The organism is Sinobaca sp. H24 (genome assembly GCF_023845525.1).
Genome location: NZ_JALBWT010000060.1, coordinates 1 through 14,763 on the forward strand (window position 1 = coordinate 1; position 14,763 = coordinate 14,763).

Here is a 14,763-nt window from a genome sequence, read left to right on the forward strand (position 1 = left end):
GCAGTAACTGCTATCAATACACTTACGTATAGAAAGCCGTCTTGAATCATTTGATTCCCCCTTTAATTTTTCCATAAAAAAACAGCCAGCCTCTATAAAATAGAGAACCGGCTGGATTTTATCCTGTAACAGATAAAGCAGCTATTTCGTATGTACAAACAATTGACTATACTTCTTGCTTGCGTTTTTTAAGCGACAATAATCGCCTTTTGAGAAGAGCCATGGTATTTCCGCTCAATATCCGCTACAATTTCGTCTATCGCTGTAATTTCCTTACCGACAAATAGATGCTGTACAAACCTGCTCGTTAACTCAAGGATGGCAGAGCAGTCGGCATCCAGAATTTTTCCAGATCGTTCATCAACGACGAAGCCAATAAAGAACACTTTGTACTGGTCAGTGATTGGATTGTTTGAAGGAGACTTTGCTTCTCCAACAATATAAATAGAATCCTGATCTAACATATAAAATCTCCTTTTATAAAACATGATGAGGGATTGAAATGCGAAAAAAAGCTGGGGTGGCTTTTTGCTGTATTCCAGACCTGTCATGCTTTGAAAATAATAATATAACAACAGTTAAATAAACACAAGAGTTTTGTGAAACTATTCAGAATAATGTGCAGTATATTAATAAGTGCACACAAATTCTTTTTGCATAAATCAGTCTATTGATTCTCATACATTATACAAATCAAAGGAGGCCATACAAATATGAAAATTATTGTGACGAGTATATTTGTGCAGGATCAGGATAAAGCTTTAGCATTTTATTCGAACGTGCTGGGTTTTGTAAAAAAGCAGGATGTGCCGGCAGGAGAATTCAGATGGATTACGCTTGTATCGCCGGATGACCAGAGAGGGACCGAGCTGCTGCTTGAACCAAATAACCATCCGGCTGCTAAAGAATATCAAGAGAAATTATTTGCTGATGGTATTCCTGTAACGATGTTTGGCATAGCAGGCATTCATGAAGAATATGAACGGCTGGTAAATAAGGGGGTGACCTTTACAATGGAGCCTACCGTAATGGGGGATATTACTATAGCGGTTTTCGACGATACGTGCGGCAATCTAATTCAGATGATGGAGCAATAGACCATACATAAAAAAATCGCTTTTCCTCATGGAAAAGCGATGCCATGGTTAAAAGGCGAATCTTTATAAACAGCTACACTAAATTTTTATTGTTTTGTTTAATCATTTTATTGATCACCTGGTAGTACACGTTTTCATTAATTGGGCGGTTTGATGTTAGAAATGCAGCCCTTTTCTGAAGGGATTGATGTTTATACCAAAGAGCGGCAGCCCGCAGGGAGACAGATAAATTGCCTGGATCTGCAGCCGCTTGATTAGCGGAAGCTTTGATAAAGAAGTCTTTCATTTCCTGGTCTGTTTCCATAGAAAAAAGCTCGAGGGCCGCAGTCATAGCGGCATTCAAATGGTGAACATAATAATAATCGGAACATTTAGAATAAATCTGCCATACTGTTGGATGAAAACAATACATATAAAAGGGGAGTAAAATAGTGATCTCTTCATTCCATTGAGCTGCTTTAAATATATTATCTACGGTATGAAATGCTGGATCCAGTTCCAAGGATAACGATTCATACACAGCAAAGTGAAATTCATTTGCCACGGAAATTCCTCTTTTCTCTACATGAATGCGATGAGATAGGAAATTGCAGGCTGGAAGAAGTAGTGGAATGTAGGGGTTTAGTTTAAAGTGGAAAGCATATTTTCTATTGAACGCCGGCCGGGGACATCAAATAGTACGATACATGGGAAGCTTCAGAGGAGCTGTCGTATTCTGCCATGGAAGAAAAATGAGTGGGGACAATGGCGACTACCTTCACTTTATAAGAACCTAGTTGAAATTCTTCTCCAAGCTGAAAGCCGTTCCAGTTTTCTATATCGGTATCCGCGTAAACAGAACGTTTGAGAGCCAGCAGCGTATCGGCAAATAATTCTTTCGTATCACTGGTTTGACTGGTAGGAATATATATTAGATTAATAAATGTATCGTTTGTTATATTCATTCGTGCTATCACACTCCGCTTGCATCGTTCTCTATATAATATACATTTTGTTTATATATATTATATAACGAATTATAGGGTATATTAGAACTTTGTCAACCAGATATTCCACAAAATGCAAAAAAAGGGATGATTTTTTGACTCTTAGTTAATCCCAGTCTCTTAGGTCGAAGAGAATTTTGCATGTGATTTCTTTGTAACAGCGTTAAAGAATTTATCATAAACTATGCGGACCTGAAGTATTCTGGTTTATTCATTCATTCTTATTTAAAAATAGCTTTAAAGTCTCTGCAAACTTTTCTTCTTCTGATTCTTTTAAGGTATGGCCGGAGTTCTCAAAAACTTCTATCCGGCATTCTTTCCATGCATCTTCATATACTTCTGCCTGTTCTTTGGAAAGCAGGGACTCGTTAAGGACACCTCTCATAATTAAAACGGGACATTTGATCGAATGGAGGTGAGGATGAAAATTAACATATGCTGACTCCTGTTCAATTGCTTTTACAACGTGTGCTTCCATTATGTCTGCACCCAAGTCATTTCCCCAATGCGTTTTTAAATACTGATCTGCCCATCCGTAAGGCATCTTTTTATGTTCCGGCGGATATTCGGCGAGAATTAATCCTTTTAAAGAAGCACTGTGTTTAACAGCATAGCCTAAGGCGTAGGATACGCCTCTCGAATAGCCCATCAGGTGGAAATTTTTTAATCCCAAATAGTCTACAACAGCTTCTATATCAGCAATATGATGTTCTAATGTGTATCCTTTTTCCGGGGCGCTGCTTTTTCCCCTGCCGCGGTGTGAGAAAGTGATACACCTTGCTGGCAGAAGGGAGGTCATTAAGGCTGTATAATTTTCAGCAGACTCAGATAAAGCCGGGGCTGATTAAAAGAGGAGTGCCGTTCTTATGGTCAGGATTACTATCAATATAATGCAGCGTTACTGCTTTATGTTTTATCCAATTTCCCTGCATATTATTACCACCTAATTATTTACTCAATTTATTTATTTTAACACTATTAGTCAATTTAACTAATGTTATAATTTAAAAAACGCGGTATCGTAAGATTCTTTGTTATGCTTTACACCCTCCGTTGATTACGCTGCCAAAAAAGGTTATAAAGAAGGAGATTATTAGGATGAAGTTGACAGCATATGTCTCTATTCATAGTCATTTCGTTCATTTCAGCAAATAAAATAAATGAAAAAGATAATATGAAAAAATCAATCCACATTTCCCTGCAGGAAATTAGTTTCGCCGGATTCAGAGCTGACCCTGCTTATGGCCTGCGCTGTCCCTCTGCTGATTTCAGCAAACGAGGAATCATTTCCTATAAAATAAGATTATACGTACTTATTAAAGAATACTATTAACGTATATGGCGTTATACTGATGCGGTGTCAAACGTTTCACTATTTATACTAACACCAGCTTATTTGATCATTTATCTATATGTTAAGCTAAAAGTAATAACACCCAAGGAGGTGAAAAATGGTTCATCTCACTTACACTGACAATATTTTTTTCGATACGCATAAGGAGTATCTTACTACTGAGCAGTATCGTCTCTATATTCGATTTGCCCTAATGGATCTGATCACGATTCATTTTGTCGATCGCCATGAAAAGCCCCAATCATTTTCCTAATGAAGGGCTTTTGATCCCTATACATAGTGTTTCGATTTTTGTCTTCATTCCACTAGTTAAGTAGGAGAGTGACATATTGTGAATATTTTTTGTCTTTTTATGTGAAAACATTCACAATATAACAAAACGATGTATACTAAAGATAACAAATATGTGAAAACATTCACAAAAGGGAGGTTTTTAACAATGATCCATTTTTTGAAAGAAACAAAAACCGCAGCGGTACTTTTTTTGGCAGCACGTTTGTATTTGGGCTGGACATGGCTTACTTCCGGACTCGGAAAAATAACCGAAGGTTTTAATCCGGGAGGGTTTCTCCAACAGGCCGTAGCTGATCCGGTAATGCAGGGCGGGGGAGAAGCAATGGCTTATCCCTGGTATACGGCTTTTCTGGAATATGTTGCTGTACCTAATGCCGGAATGATGGGATTTCTCGTTATGTGGGGAGAAGTGCTGGTTGGAGCCGGGCTGCTGATTGGTTTATTTACTACTACTTTTGCCTTCTTTGGCGGCATGATGAACATGGCCTTCCTGCTCGCCGGTACCGTGTCCGTAAATCCTATTATGCTCGTTCTGGCTGTACTTCTTCTCATCGGAAAAGGGAATGCGGGCCGGATCGGCCTGGATCGATTTGTTCCTCAGATTAAGAAAAAAATGGGAAGAACACCGAAAAAGCACGAGGGACCGCAGGCAGCTTAGATTATTTTTAAAAGAAATGAAGTTTATCTGAATAAAAAAAAACTCCAACGGCTGAGGACTCTCTCTGCTGTTGGAGTTTTTTAATAGAAGATTGTATAAAAGAAATCATACTATAATGAACTATTGATCATATATTCAAATATATATTTGAATGTTATAATCAAACAAACGTTTGAATGAAAGGGGAATACCGATGAAACGCGAAAAGAAGCCGATGGATGTGTGCGAGGTTACTTGTGTGGATCCGGATAAAATAAATCGAATTACGGGCCAAATAAACGACGATCAATTACAAGAAACGTCTATTCTGTTTAAAGGACTGGCGGAACCAAACCGCATGAAAATTATGCGGGCATTAATGATAGAGTCCGAGCTGTGTGTCTGTGATGCAGCCTATCTACTGCAGGTTCCTACAGCAAATGCATCTCATCATTTACGATCTTTACGTCAGGCGGGACTGGTAAAGTATCGAAAAGAAGGAAAGCTGGTCTGGTATTCTCTTCAAAACGAACGGGTGCGCCTTATTATAGAAGCAGCGCTTCTCTATCAAGAGGAAGCAGGGGATCCTTATGTCCATGGCTGATCAAAAGCACGTCTACCGGATTCAGGGCTTCACCTGAGCAGGCTGTGCCAAAACGTTCGAAAAGAACGTGCTGCGCCTGGAAGGCGTAAAAGAAGCGGACGTACAGTTCGCAGCATCAAAGGTAGTAGTTACCGGGGAAACAACGGTGCAGGCACTGGAAAAAGCCGGGGCATTTGAGAATTTAAAAATTATACCCGAAGGAGAAACGTTCGCAGAAAACACGACACCTTTTTGGAAGAAACACCAATTTGTCCTATTATCACTTCTGTTATTAATAGCAGCAGCCGTTACGCATGGATATGCCGGAGAAGCGTCTGCGCTTTCTGTAGGATTATATCTCGCAGCTATTGGAACGGGCGGCTATTCTTTATTTATAACCGGTATAAAAAATATCTTCAGCCTTACCTTTGATATGAAAACGCTCATGACGATTGCTGTCATAGGTGCCGTTCTCATTGGGGAATGGGCAGAAGGCGCTATAGTCGTTATTTTATTCGCGGTAAGTGAGGCGCTGGAACGATATTCTATGGACAAAGCCCGGCATTCGATTCAGTCGCTTATGGATCTCAGCCCGAAAGAGGCTGTGGTTCGACGCGGAGAGCAGGAAATGACTATTTCCGTGCAGGAGGTGCTCGTAGGAGATCTGGTGATTGTGAAACCGGGACAACAAATAGCGGCGGATGGAGAAGTCGTGAAAGGTTATTCTATGGTGAATCAGGCAACCATTACCGGAGAGTCGATGCCGGTAGAAAAAAAGGCTGCCGATAATGTATTTGCCGGTACCTTAAATGAAGAAGGAATGCTTGAAATCCGCGTTACGAAACGCATGGAAGACACCACCATGGCGAAAATCATTCATCTGGTAGAGGAAGCCCAGGAACAAAGAGCTCCTTCGCAGGCATTCGTGGACCGATTTGCTGCCTACTATACACCGGTCATTATGCTGGCGGCTCTCCTAGTTGCAGTAATTCCTCCCTTCCTCTTTGGGGCTGCCTGGGAAGTATGGATTTATCAAGGACTGGCAGTGCTGGTGGTAGGATGCCCATGCGCATTGGTTATCTCCACTCCTGTTTCTGTAGTAACAGCTATTGGAACAGCAGCCCGGCACGGTGTGCTTATTAAAGGGGGCTCTTACTTGGAAGCGGCAGGAAGCCTGAAAGCCATCGCTTTTGATAAAACAGGTACGCTCACACAGGGAAAGCCGGAAGTAATGGAAATATATGTACCGGAATCTGGAGAAGACAAATCGCACAGTCTGTCCGTCGCAGCAGCCCTGGAAAATCTCTCTTCGCACCCTTTAGCTGCAGCGGTAGTCAACCGGGCGGAAAAAGAACAGGTTTCTTTTAAGGAGACGGAAGTAGAGAAGTTTCAGTCCATAACAGGACGCGGAGTGAAGGGCACCATCGCAGGCACTGAATATCATATAGGGAGCCCGGCTCTGTTTCGGGAGCTGACTCCGGGCTGGTGGACCATTGAAAAAGAACAGCGAGTATTGGAGCTCCAGGAAAAAGGCCATACGGTGCTTCTGCTCGGAACCACAGACAAACTGCTTGCTGTTTTTTCCCTGGCGGACGCCGTTCGGACATCAAGCAGGGAAATGATTCAGTCCCTTCATCGATTAGGGATCAAAGAAACCATTATGCTGACCGGAGATAATCTGGCAACGGCTGAAGCGATCGGCCGGGACGTTGGCGTATCCTCGATTCAGGCCAACCTGATGCCGGAAGACAAAGTATCATTTATCCGCCGTATAACCGCCGATCACCAGAAAGTCGGAATGGTTGGAGACGGCGTTAATGATGCGCCGGCTATGGCGGGCAGTACTGTCGGAATTGCAATGGGCGGCGCCGGTACGGATACGGCGCTGGAAACAGCTGATATTGCTCTGATGGGAGACGACCTGGCAAAACTGCCGTTCGCCGTTCATTTAAGCCGGCGGGCGTTAACCATCATTAAGCAGAATATCGGCTTTTCCCTGGGTCTGAAAGTCGTGGCACTTCTGCTGGTGATCCCGGGGTGGCTGACACTCTGGATTGCTATTTTTGCAGATATGGGGGCAACGCTCCTGGTTACCTTAAATGCGCTTCGCTTATTACGAGCTGAAAATTAAAAAGAAAGAGTGCTGTCTACTGCATTCTTTCTTTTTTTATTCCTTAATAATAAAAATTTATCGTAAATCAATAAAAAAGCTGGTAAAATGAAGCCAAATAATAAAAACGAGGTGTTTGTGATGAAAAAGGGTTCCACATTGTTTTTAAAAGCAGCTCTCATTTTAATGGGTATTCCTGTGCTTGCTTTATGTATCTTTCTGGTGCGGAAATAGCTGGGTTTGCAGCCTTTTTGTATCCAGAAATGACGTCTATCAGTTATTTTGTGTATTTAGACTTATATGCTACAGCTGTTCCTTTTTATTTTGCACTCTACCAGGCTTTTAAATTGTTAAGCTATATTGATAAAAATCATGCTTTTTCAGAGCTGTCTGTCCGTGCTTTGAAGAAAATAAAATACTGTGCATTGAGTATTAGTTTACTTTATGTGGCCGGGATGCCGCTCTTTTACCTGCTGGGGGAAAGAGATGATGCACCGGGTATCATTGTAATTGGCATGATTATGGTGTTTGCTTCTTTAGTGATTACTGTATTCGCTGCTGTCCTGCAGAAGCTTTTACAAAAAGCAGTAGAAATAAAATCAGAAATGACTTAGTCGTCTGAGGTGAAAATATGGCTATTATCATCAATATCGATATCATGCTGGCAAAAGAAAAATGAGCGTAACGGAACTCTCCAATAAAGTGGGAATTACTATGGCAAACCTTTCCATCTTAAAAATGGAAAAGCAAAAGCGATCCGATTAACCACGCTGGAGGCCATCTGTGAAGCCTTGGACTGCCAGCCCGGTGATATTCTGGAATACCAAAAAGAATCGGCAGAGGAAGAATAATTAATCCAGCGGTTTGTCTGTTTTTCCTTGCAGATTTTCCTCTAATAAGTTACTATCGTTTTTACCTACCTAACGTTAGGTTTTAATCGTATATCATAAAAGAGGAGCATTAAAAATGGCTGGTAAAAACGTTCCTGTCACAAGGAACATCACATTATTTTATTATTTACTGCCAGCATTATGGCAGTAACTGGATTTAGTATGTTTTTAACGACAACCACCTGGTATGTCATTACCGAACTCGATTCTGCTTCTATGCTTGGGCTGTTCTTATTGTCATCAGTGTGCCCCGGCTTATCATGATGACCTATGGAGGCGTAGTTGCAGATAATTATAAAAACGACGATCATGTTCAGCACGAATTTCATACAGGCCTTTCTTCTGCTTAGTATCACGTGGTTAATATGGAATGATACGATGACGATTGTCCTGCTGCTGATACTGGCAGGTATATTTGGCATGCTGGATGCTTTTTTTGGACGGCCAGTACATCCATGCTGCCGAAAATTGTAGAACGGCATCAGCTCCAGCAGGCAAATGCCTATTTTCAGGGCGTCGATCAGATTTCCTTTATCGCCGGGCCGATTATCGCCGGAGTCATTATGGAAACCGCTTCGGTGACGGCGAGTTATTTTACCGCCTCCATTCTGGTAGCACTGTCTGCGCTGATTATTTTTCCTCCTTTTATCAAGGAGGGCGCGGTTGAAAATACGATAAAGCAGAGTCCGCTTCAAAATTTTAAAGAGGGGTTTGCCTACGTATACCACTCTTCTTTTCTGATGCTGGGCCTTATTATTCTGGTCACGCTGAATTTCTTTGTATTCGGCACCCTTCACATAGCTGTCCGCTGCTGGTGGATGCTTATGGCGGCAGTCCATTGAATTTAAGCTATATGGAAGTCAGCCTGGGAGTAGGGATGATTACAGGAACGGTCATTCTGGGAAGCTATGTGATTGCGAAAAAAGGAAGAACCATTTTATACGGTCTTATAGCGGCTTTAGGATTTTACCTCATTTTTGGTGTTGTGCAGAGTTTAACGATGCTGACTATTATTTATTTTTTTATCGGATTTTCCATGGCTTTTGTATTTATTCCTTTTTCACGGCGGCTCAGGAAATGACCGAAAACCGCATGACGGGCCGGGTAATGAGTCTCGTCTTTCTGGCTATGAATGGCTTTGATCCCATCGCCTATGCTATTGTCAGCATTCTGACTACAGCCGGAATTCCAGTACAGTTTATTTTACTGGGATTTGGAACAATCGGCATGATTATAGCAGTCTCCATATTAGTGAAAGCAAAAGCCTTCCAGCAGGTCGTGCCATAAACAGATAAAGCCAAAAACAATGGGGGAGAAAGTATGCGTACGAAGGAAAAAATTATCGAGGCGGGCACGCAGTGTTTTCGCCTCAAACGGATATAAAGAAACAACAATGGCTGAAATTGCCCAGCTGGTAGGTATTAAAAAGCCATCTTTATATGCTCATTATCAGAATAAGGAAGCGTTGTTTCTTGATGTATTCGAAAATGAAATAGAAGACTATCTGCTATTCGTGCAGCACCGCATATCTGAGAAGCGGGCACAGCCGGTAAAAGAACAGCTGGAAGATCTTTTCTTTGTTCACTCTATTAATGAGGAGAACGAGATCAGCACCCGTTTTATTATCGGTTTGTTAATTACCCGCCGGCAGAGCTGCAGGAGGCTATTCTAACCAGATACAAAAAGGCGGATGATTCGCTTTCTCTATACTTGAAAACGTGTGGGCCGATGGAAAAGAATTAGGCGAAATTGACAGGAACCTTTCCAGCGCGCACCTATACCATGCGTTTTTTGCATTAATTGACGGATTGGCCAACGAAATGAGCTTATATGATTACGTACAGATGAAGAAGCGCACCGAGCTGGTCTGGGAAGTGTTTTGGAGGGGAATTAAGGCATAGTTTCTCATTGATTGTTGAAAGATAATGTAACGAAATGATCGGGTACTGCGCTGAAAGCGTTTGTGCTCGATTTTTGTGTACGCTTCTAAATGCTCTTGATTAGGAAAAGAGGGCTCAATGGTTTTTTAGTAATTCCAATTTATGGGATAATTACATGGGTTAGTGGAAATGCGGATAAAGAGGTGACTAACATGTCAGAACGATTTGGCTATGTGGTGTATTGGCTCGTTTTTCTCATAGGAATAACATCTTTTCTGTTCCCGTTTATAACGGAATACGGCATCATTTACACGATTTTTATTACATTTATCAGCGCTGGATTTAATATTACTGTAGCTTTAGCGCTGCAAAGAAGGAAACTTATTTATATGAGTCTACTTTTACTGCTGAGTTCCTATATCTGGTTTTTTATTCTTTATGTGACACAGAGCTTCACTGCTTAACTTACTGAATACAAAAGGAGGCAGGTATGGTATTTAAATCACGAGATGGTCATGGAGAGCTGGATGAGCGCACGTTTACCCGCATTGTTTCCGGGGCAACTGTTTTACTTGGAGGATACGGCTTGTATTTAATGCTCACGAATCCTGCAGTGTTTTTTAAAGACGTATGGGGATACGTTCTGTTTGGAATGACAGCCTGTACTGTTATTAACTACAGTATTATGTGTATAGTTGGTCTTTCAATTTTTCAACATGTCTTACAGAATAGAAAAAAATAACAGCAGCATTTTTGAGGAGGGGTCCATCTGGAGAAAGGACGTAAGCTGACATTGGGGTCTTTACTGCTTTTAACCCTCACTGCCGGCAGTCTGGCGTTAGGGTTCAGTATAGGAACACCTCTGGTATCTGTAAGCATTATCGTAGTTCTTCTTTTACTGGCAGCTTATGGAACAAAGTCATAGAGAATTGATATTGATGTTACATAGGAAAGCTTTTTTTAATAGATTTATTAATACTACCAAAAAAAGAACACGTTGGCGCGTGTTCTTTTTCACGTCTTTTTGGTTTAGGATTATGCTATTTTACTGCCAGCCATATTTGATTGGACGATTCGGCCCGGTACGGCTCAGGATCGGTATAGGCTTCAATGGCGGGGACATCCGCAATTTCATATCCATTCGACGGGATCCATTCGCTGTATATTTTTTTCCATACTTCCGGCATAGCGGTTGGGGCAGGTCCGTGGACTTCAAATACCGCCCACTTGGCTTTAGGAAGGTCCAGCTGGTTTAAGCCGCTCGGTCGTTCACCGATATGCTCCACAGCAATCCAGTAGTCGATAGTGTTCTTTTCCTCGTTATAGTTATCCGTCAGCCCCAGCAGTCCTTTCGTTTCGCTGTTCATTAATTCAACGAGTTTTCCGGTCGTCCCATCCGAATTAACCTGTTCCCAAAATTCAGCAATGCCGGACGCCTGCTCTCCGCACGGACATTCCTTTTTAATCCCCACGACGTGAAACGCTTCTTTTTCCACAATCTGATAGTTCATCGGTTCGGCTCCTTTCAAATTCATCTGAATGGACAGGCGGTTGTAGGAATTCAGCTTTCCCGTTCTTTTTCTTGCTTCACTTGGGCTGACCCCGTGCTGTTTTCGGAAAGCTTTTGAAAAAGCTTCAGGAGTGTGGTAGCCATATTTATAGGAAAGATCAATAATTTTAGTATTAGAGTTGGACAGCTCCTGTGCTGCCAGGGTAAGGCGGCGGTGTCTGAGGTATTCACCGACGGATGTATCCGTCAAAATCATAAACAAACGCTGAAAATGAAAAGGAGATACATTGGCCTGTCTGGAAATGGCTTCAATGGTTATATGCTCGAGTAAATGATTTTCCATATAATCGATTGCCTGCTGCAGTGATTCCACTAACGCCATATCTCCACCCCCTTGAGTTCATCATAAAGTATAAAGCGGCGGGCTGTCCTGTCCTTTTATGCGCTGCCTGGACAGTATTTTGATCTCTTAACCTATTATTCTCCGGAAGATGAGAGAACCCTTTTGGGAATATCATAGCCGGGCTTACTGATGCCATACTGGCAGAATACCCGGAAGAAATGTGGATGGATAAATTAAGGAATGAATTAAGAAATTCGGTGAAATAATGAATGTTAATATAATACTTTAAGAAAAACACCTCCAAACCATCGTTGGTTTACTATACGATGTAAAGAGGTGTTTCTTTTATTGATAGAGAAATAAAATAACTATACATAATAAATAAGATCACTACCTCTCATGTACCGCAGCTTACATTTTGTGTCATGAATGATGCATGTGATCCAGGAAAGCATCTCAGCATCTGCAAAAAGCAGCATAATAGAAAAAAAGAAAGGAGAGGCCATGAAAATCAAAATCGATATTGATCCTCACTATGAGGAAGACCCTGTAATTATGATACAGGCAAAAGAATGGTCAAAGGAGGTCGGCGCTGTGATGCAGCTGCTTGAAAATCATGAGAAGAATCCGGAAAAGCTGACAGGGACTCAGGCGAAACACAGCAAACGGATAGTTGCGGTAGAGGAAGATCATTCTATTCTGCTGGAGCCAAATGAGATTGATTTTGTTTTTGCAGAAAGAGAAAAGTATTTGCTATGGTTCATGAAAAACCACTGGAAATGAAGCTGAAGCTTTACGAGCTGGAAGATCTTCTTGCTCCTTATGGATTTATCCGATTTTCTAAGTCAGTAATTGGAAATATGAACCAGATAGAGCGCTTTGAATTATCTTTTAACGGCAATCTATGTGTGCACTTTAAGTCCGGTACAAAAGAATATGTGACGAGGAAATATGTCCATATCCTCAAAGAACAGCTTGTTAATGGAGGTGAGCCGCATGGTTCATAATATAATTGTTAGACTATTCGGCGGTCTGGGAATAGGAGCGCTTGTGACGTTTATCGCTTAACTATCGTAGTGCAGCAATCTATAGAAGTTTCTGTTGCAGATGTGAGGATACATTTACTTGGAAGCATGATTACCGGAGCTTTTTTCAGCGTCGTGTCTCTTTTATTCTACATTGATTCCTGGAGCGCGCTGAAACAGACTATAGTGCATTTTAGTGTATCTCTTCTGGTGCTGTTTCCGGTCTTCACCTTTTTGACAGGCTGGGTACCATTAGAGCCGCAGGCGTTGTTAATCGGACTGGCCATTTTTATAGGAACGTATGTAATAAACTGGATCGGCTGGTATGCATACTTTAAACGCCTGGAGCAGCAGATGAATGCATCGATCAAATAAACAAATCGAGCATGACGAAAAAGCGTTTATGCTCGACTTGTTTTGTTATGTTTTCAAAGTCATTCATTTACGACGGAAATCTGTTTTTAAATAGAAAGGATAGTATGATGAGAATAAGACCAAATAAAGAAACAGACATCGATACAATGGTGGAAATATGGTACGAAGGATCGGCAGCGGCTCATCATTTTATTGATAAAGCCTATTGGACATCGCAGCGGGAGGAAATGAAGAACACATACCTTCCTATGGCCGAAAGCTATGTGATATGCAAAGACGCAGAGATCATAGGCTTTGTTTCCATGGTGGACAGCTATCTGGCTGCATTGTTTATTGATTTAACGCATCAGGGAAAAGGGCATGGAAGAGAACTATTAGACTTTGTTAAAGCACGAATCAACATATACAATTAAAAGCTTATAAGAAGAACAGCCAGGCGGTCCAATTCTATTTGAAAAATGGTTTTATGATAAAAAAGAGCAGGTAGATGAAAACACAAAGGAAGTAGAGTGTGTAATGGAGTGGAAAAAAGGCTTAACTCATTATTTTTTCCGATTGTAAGAGCGGATAGATGCAAAAAAGGAAGGTGTAATATGGAAAATGTATTCTACGCACTGATTAATATGGGATCAGCCTGCCTGTTTACTGCCTGGCTATTCCCTTATATAAGGAAAAAGTGAAAATGAACAGCTTGTATGGAGTACGCTTTCCCCAATCCTATGAGTCCGATGAAAAGTGGTTTCGGATTAATAAATACGGCGGCAGACGAATGATCATCTGGTCTGTTCCTTTATTTGCAGCTGGAATTATCGCTTTATTTCTTCCCCCGCTCGAGGAGGCAAACGAGTTGATATTTAGTCTGCTTCCTTTAATTATAATAATACCGGCGGTAGAAAGTTATCTATATGCGAGGAAAATACACCATTCAGAAGGGATGTGAGAGAGTGAATCATCAAGTGGTACACACCATCGTATTCGCTTCGGAAAATGGCGGAGGCAACCCCTGTCCAGTGGTTCTGCAGGCGGATGATCTAACTGCAGAAACGATGCAGCAGATGACGAAAGATTTTGGGCATGAGTCTGCTTTTGTTTTAACCCCCGGTCATTCGGATTGTGATATAAAGCTTCGTTATTTTGTTCCTGCCATGAAATGGAGATGTGTATTCATGCCACAATAGGCAGCGTAACGGTTCTCGTTAACAGAAATATAATTACGACTTCACCAATAAAAGTAGAGACAGCGCTTGGTCCGGTAAACGTCGAATGGAAAAGAAATGGGTCTGAATTAGATATCAGCGTCGAGCAGTTCCCGCCTCAATTTATAGATGATATTCCTTCAAAAGAGACAGTAGGCAAAGCTTTGAATATTACACCAGAAGAAATAGACGAGTGGCCCGTTCAATCGGTTTCCACCTCCCGGTCTAAGTTAGTGGTACCGCTGAAAAGCGCAGACGTGCTTCATCGTCTCGAACCGGATTTTGAATACCTTTGGCAGGTATGTGATGAATTTAATACGACCGGCTTCTATCCTTTTGCAGTGGAAGAGCAGAGCAGCAGAATTGTCCAGGCCCGCCAGTTTCCGAAAAGAGCCGGTTATCCGGAAGACCGGCAACAGGAACAGCAGCGTCAGCGCTGAGCGCCTATTTAACGAAACATGAATACTTCTCCCCACTGCAGGA

The 14,763-nt window shown here is 41.6% G+C and carries 21 protein-coding genes and 3 pseudogenes; 19 read left to right on the top strand and 5 right to left on the bottom strand.

Annotated features, from left to right (window positions below; all coding sequences use genetic code 11):
• Positions 1–188: 188 nt before the first annotated feature.
• Complete coding sequence (locus MMY81_RS31850) at positions 189–464, bottom strand: DUF3870 domain-containing protein (RefSeq protein ID WP_252315983.1); 276 nt, start codon at positions 462–464, stop codon at positions 189–191.
• A gap of 249 nt (positions 465–713) precedes the next feature.
• Here MMY81_RS31850 and MMY81_RS31855 point away from each other — a divergent pair, with 249 nt between their 5' ends.
• A complete protein-coding gene (locus MMY81_RS31855) occupies positions 714–1,097 on the top strand; it encodes a VOC family protein (protein ID WP_252315984.1) in 384 nt (127 codons plus the stop codon).
• A gap of 73 nt (positions 1,098–1,170) precedes the next feature.
• On the opposite strand, the gene MMY81_RS31860 is transcribed toward MMY81_RS31855, so the two are convergent.
• The 3 genes from MMY81_RS31860 to MMY81_RS31870 all read right to left on the bottom strand — a co-directional run bounded on the left by MMY81_RS31860 (position 1,171) and on the right by MMY81_RS31870 (position 2,882).
• Complete coding sequence (locus MMY81_RS31860; protein ID WP_252315985.1) at positions 1,171–1,641, bottom strand: hypothetical protein; 471 nt, start codon at positions 1,639–1,641, stop codon at positions 1,171–1,173.
• A gap of 103 nt (positions 1,642–1,744) precedes the next feature.
• Positions 1,745–2,041, bottom strand: coding sequence for a hypothetical protein (locus MMY81_RS31865; RefSeq protein WP_252315986.1), 297 nt, complete (start codon positions 2,039–2,041; stop codon positions 1,745–1,747).
• A 253-nt stretch (positions 2,042–2,294) separates the two neighbouring features.
• Positions 2,295–2,882 carry an alpha/beta fold hydrolase gene (locus MMY81_RS31870; RefSeq protein WP_252315987.1) on the bottom strand — a complete coding sequence of 196 codons (588 nt, stop codon included), beginning with the start codon at positions 2,880–2,882 and terminating at the stop codon, positions 2,295–2,297.
• 994 nt (positions 2,883–3,876) lie between these two features.
• Here MMY81_RS31870 and MMY81_RS31875 point away from each other — a divergent pair.
• The 12 genes and pseudogenes from MMY81_RS31875 to MMY81_RS31930 all read left to right on the top strand — a co-directional run bounded on the left by MMY81_RS31875 (position 3,877) and on the right by MMY81_RS31930 (position 10,573).
• Positions 3,877–4,389, top strand: a complete 513-nt coding sequence (locus tag MMY81_RS31875; protein WP_252315988.1) for a DoxX family protein — start codon at positions 3,877–3,879, stop codon at positions 4,387–4,389.
• Positions 4,390–4,582: 193 nt separating this feature from the next.
• Complete coding sequence (locus tag MMY81_RS31880) at positions 4,583–4,972, top strand: ArsR/SmtB family transcription factor (protein ID WP_252315989.1); 390 nt, start codon at positions 4,583–4,585, stop codon at positions 4,970–4,972.
• On the top strand, positions 4,959–7,082 hold the full coding sequence (locus tag MMY81_RS31885; RefSeq protein WP_274622854.1) for a heavy metal translocating P-type ATPase: 2,124 nt from the start codon (positions 4,959–4,961) through the stop codon (positions 7,080–7,082). Before MMY81_RS31880 ends, MMY81_RS31885 begins: the two co-directional genes overlap by 14 nt.
• A 120-nt stretch (positions 7,083–7,202) precedes the next feature.
• Positions 7,203–7,675: pseudogene (locus MMY81_RS31890) on the top strand (DUF2975 domain-containing protein).
• Positions 7,676–7,692: 17 nt separating this feature from the next.
• Positions 7,693–7,912 (top strand): annotated as a pseudogene (locus MMY81_RS31895) (helix-turn-helix domain-containing protein).
• Positions 7,913–8,233: 321 nt separating this feature from the next.
• Entirely contained in the window at positions 8,234–8,425 is a 192-nt protein-coding gene (locus tag MMY81_RS31900; RefSeq protein ID WP_252315990.1) for a hypothetical protein, read from the top strand.
• Positions 8,407–8,793 carry an MFS transporter gene (locus MMY81_RS31905; RefSeq protein ID WP_252315991.1) on the top strand — a complete coding sequence of 129 codons (387 nt, stop codon included), beginning with the start codon at positions 8,407–8,409 and terminating at the stop codon, positions 8,791–8,793. Before MMY81_RS31900 ends, MMY81_RS31905 begins: the two co-directional genes overlap by 19 nt.
• Entirely contained in the window at positions 8,790–9,032 is a 243-nt protein-coding gene (locus tag MMY81_RS31910) for a hypothetical protein (protein WP_252315992.1), read from the top strand. Before MMY81_RS31905 ends, MMY81_RS31910 begins: the two co-directional genes overlap by 4 nt.
• Positions 9,029–9,238, top strand: a complete 210-nt coding sequence (locus MMY81_RS31915) for a hypothetical protein (protein WP_252315993.1) — start codon at positions 9,029–9,031, stop codon at positions 9,236–9,238. The genes MMY81_RS31910 and MMY81_RS31915 overlap by 4 nt, the downstream gene beginning before the upstream one ends.
• A 19-nt stretch (positions 9,239–9,257) precedes the next feature.
• Entirely contained in the window at positions 9,258–9,623 is a 366-nt protein-coding gene (locus MMY81_RS31920) for a TetR/AcrR family transcriptional regulator (RefSeq protein WP_256498112.1), read from the top strand.
• A 420-nt stretch (positions 9,624–10,043) separates the two neighbouring features.
• Positions 10,044–10,295 (top strand): hypothetical protein, encoded by a 252-nt coding sequence (locus tag MMY81_RS31925; protein WP_252315995.1) that lies wholly within the window; start codon positions 10,044–10,046, stop codon positions 10,293–10,295.
• Between the two features lie 26 nt (positions 10,296–10,321).
• Positions 10,322–10,573, top strand: coding sequence for a hypothetical protein (locus MMY81_RS31930; RefSeq protein WP_252315996.1), 252 nt, complete (start codon positions 10,322–10,324; stop codon positions 10,571–10,573).
• Between the two features lie 298 nt (positions 10,574–10,871).
• Here the strand turns inward: MMY81_RS31930 and MMY81_RS31935 are convergent, their stop codons facing one another.
• Positions 10,872–11,723, bottom strand: a complete 852-nt coding sequence (locus tag MMY81_RS31935; protein ID WP_252315997.1) for an AraC family transcriptional regulator — start codon at positions 11,721–11,723, stop codon at positions 10,872–10,874.
• A 465-nt stretch (positions 11,724–12,188) separates the two neighbouring features.
• Between MMY81_RS31935 and MMY81_RS31940 the strand changes: the two genes are divergently transcribed.
• The 6 genes and pseudogenes from MMY81_RS31940 (at position 12,189) to MMY81_RS31965 (ending at position 14,720) form a co-directional block, all read left to right on the top strand.
• Positions 12,189–12,467, top strand: a complete 279-nt coding sequence (locus tag MMY81_RS31940; RefSeq protein ID WP_252315998.1) for a hypothetical protein — start codon at positions 12,189–12,191, stop codon at positions 12,465–12,467.
• Positions 12,440–12,691: a LytTR family DNA-binding domain-containing protein gene (locus MMY81_RS31945; protein WP_252315999.1), complete on the top strand. Its 252-nt coding sequence runs from the start codon at positions 12,440–12,442 to the stop codon at positions 12,689–12,691. Before MMY81_RS31940 ends, MMY81_RS31945 begins: the two co-directional genes overlap by 28 nt.
• A gap of 69 nt (positions 12,692–12,760) precedes the next feature.
• Positions 12,761–13,084: a DUF3021 domain-containing protein gene (locus tag MMY81_RS31950; protein ID WP_308215550.1), complete on the top strand. Its 324-nt coding sequence runs from the start codon at positions 12,761–12,763 to the stop codon at positions 13,082–13,084.
• 104 nt (positions 13,085–13,188) lie between these two features.
• Complete coding sequence (locus MMY81_RS31955; protein WP_252316001.1) at positions 13,189–13,497, top strand: GNAT family N-acetyltransferase; 309 nt, start codon at positions 13,189–13,191, stop codon at positions 13,495–13,497.
• A gap of 269 nt (positions 13,498–13,766) precedes the next feature.
• A complete protein-coding gene (locus MMY81_RS31960; protein WP_252316002.1) occupies positions 13,767–14,024 on the top strand; it encodes an SdpI family protein in 258 nt (85 codons plus the stop codon).
• Positions 13,990–14,720: pseudogene (locus MMY81_RS31965) on the top strand (PhzF family phenazine biosynthesis protein). The gene MMY81_RS31960 and the pseudogene MMY81_RS31965 overlap by 35 nt, the downstream one beginning before the upstream one ends.
• Positions 14,721–14,763: the final 43 nt, after the last annotated feature.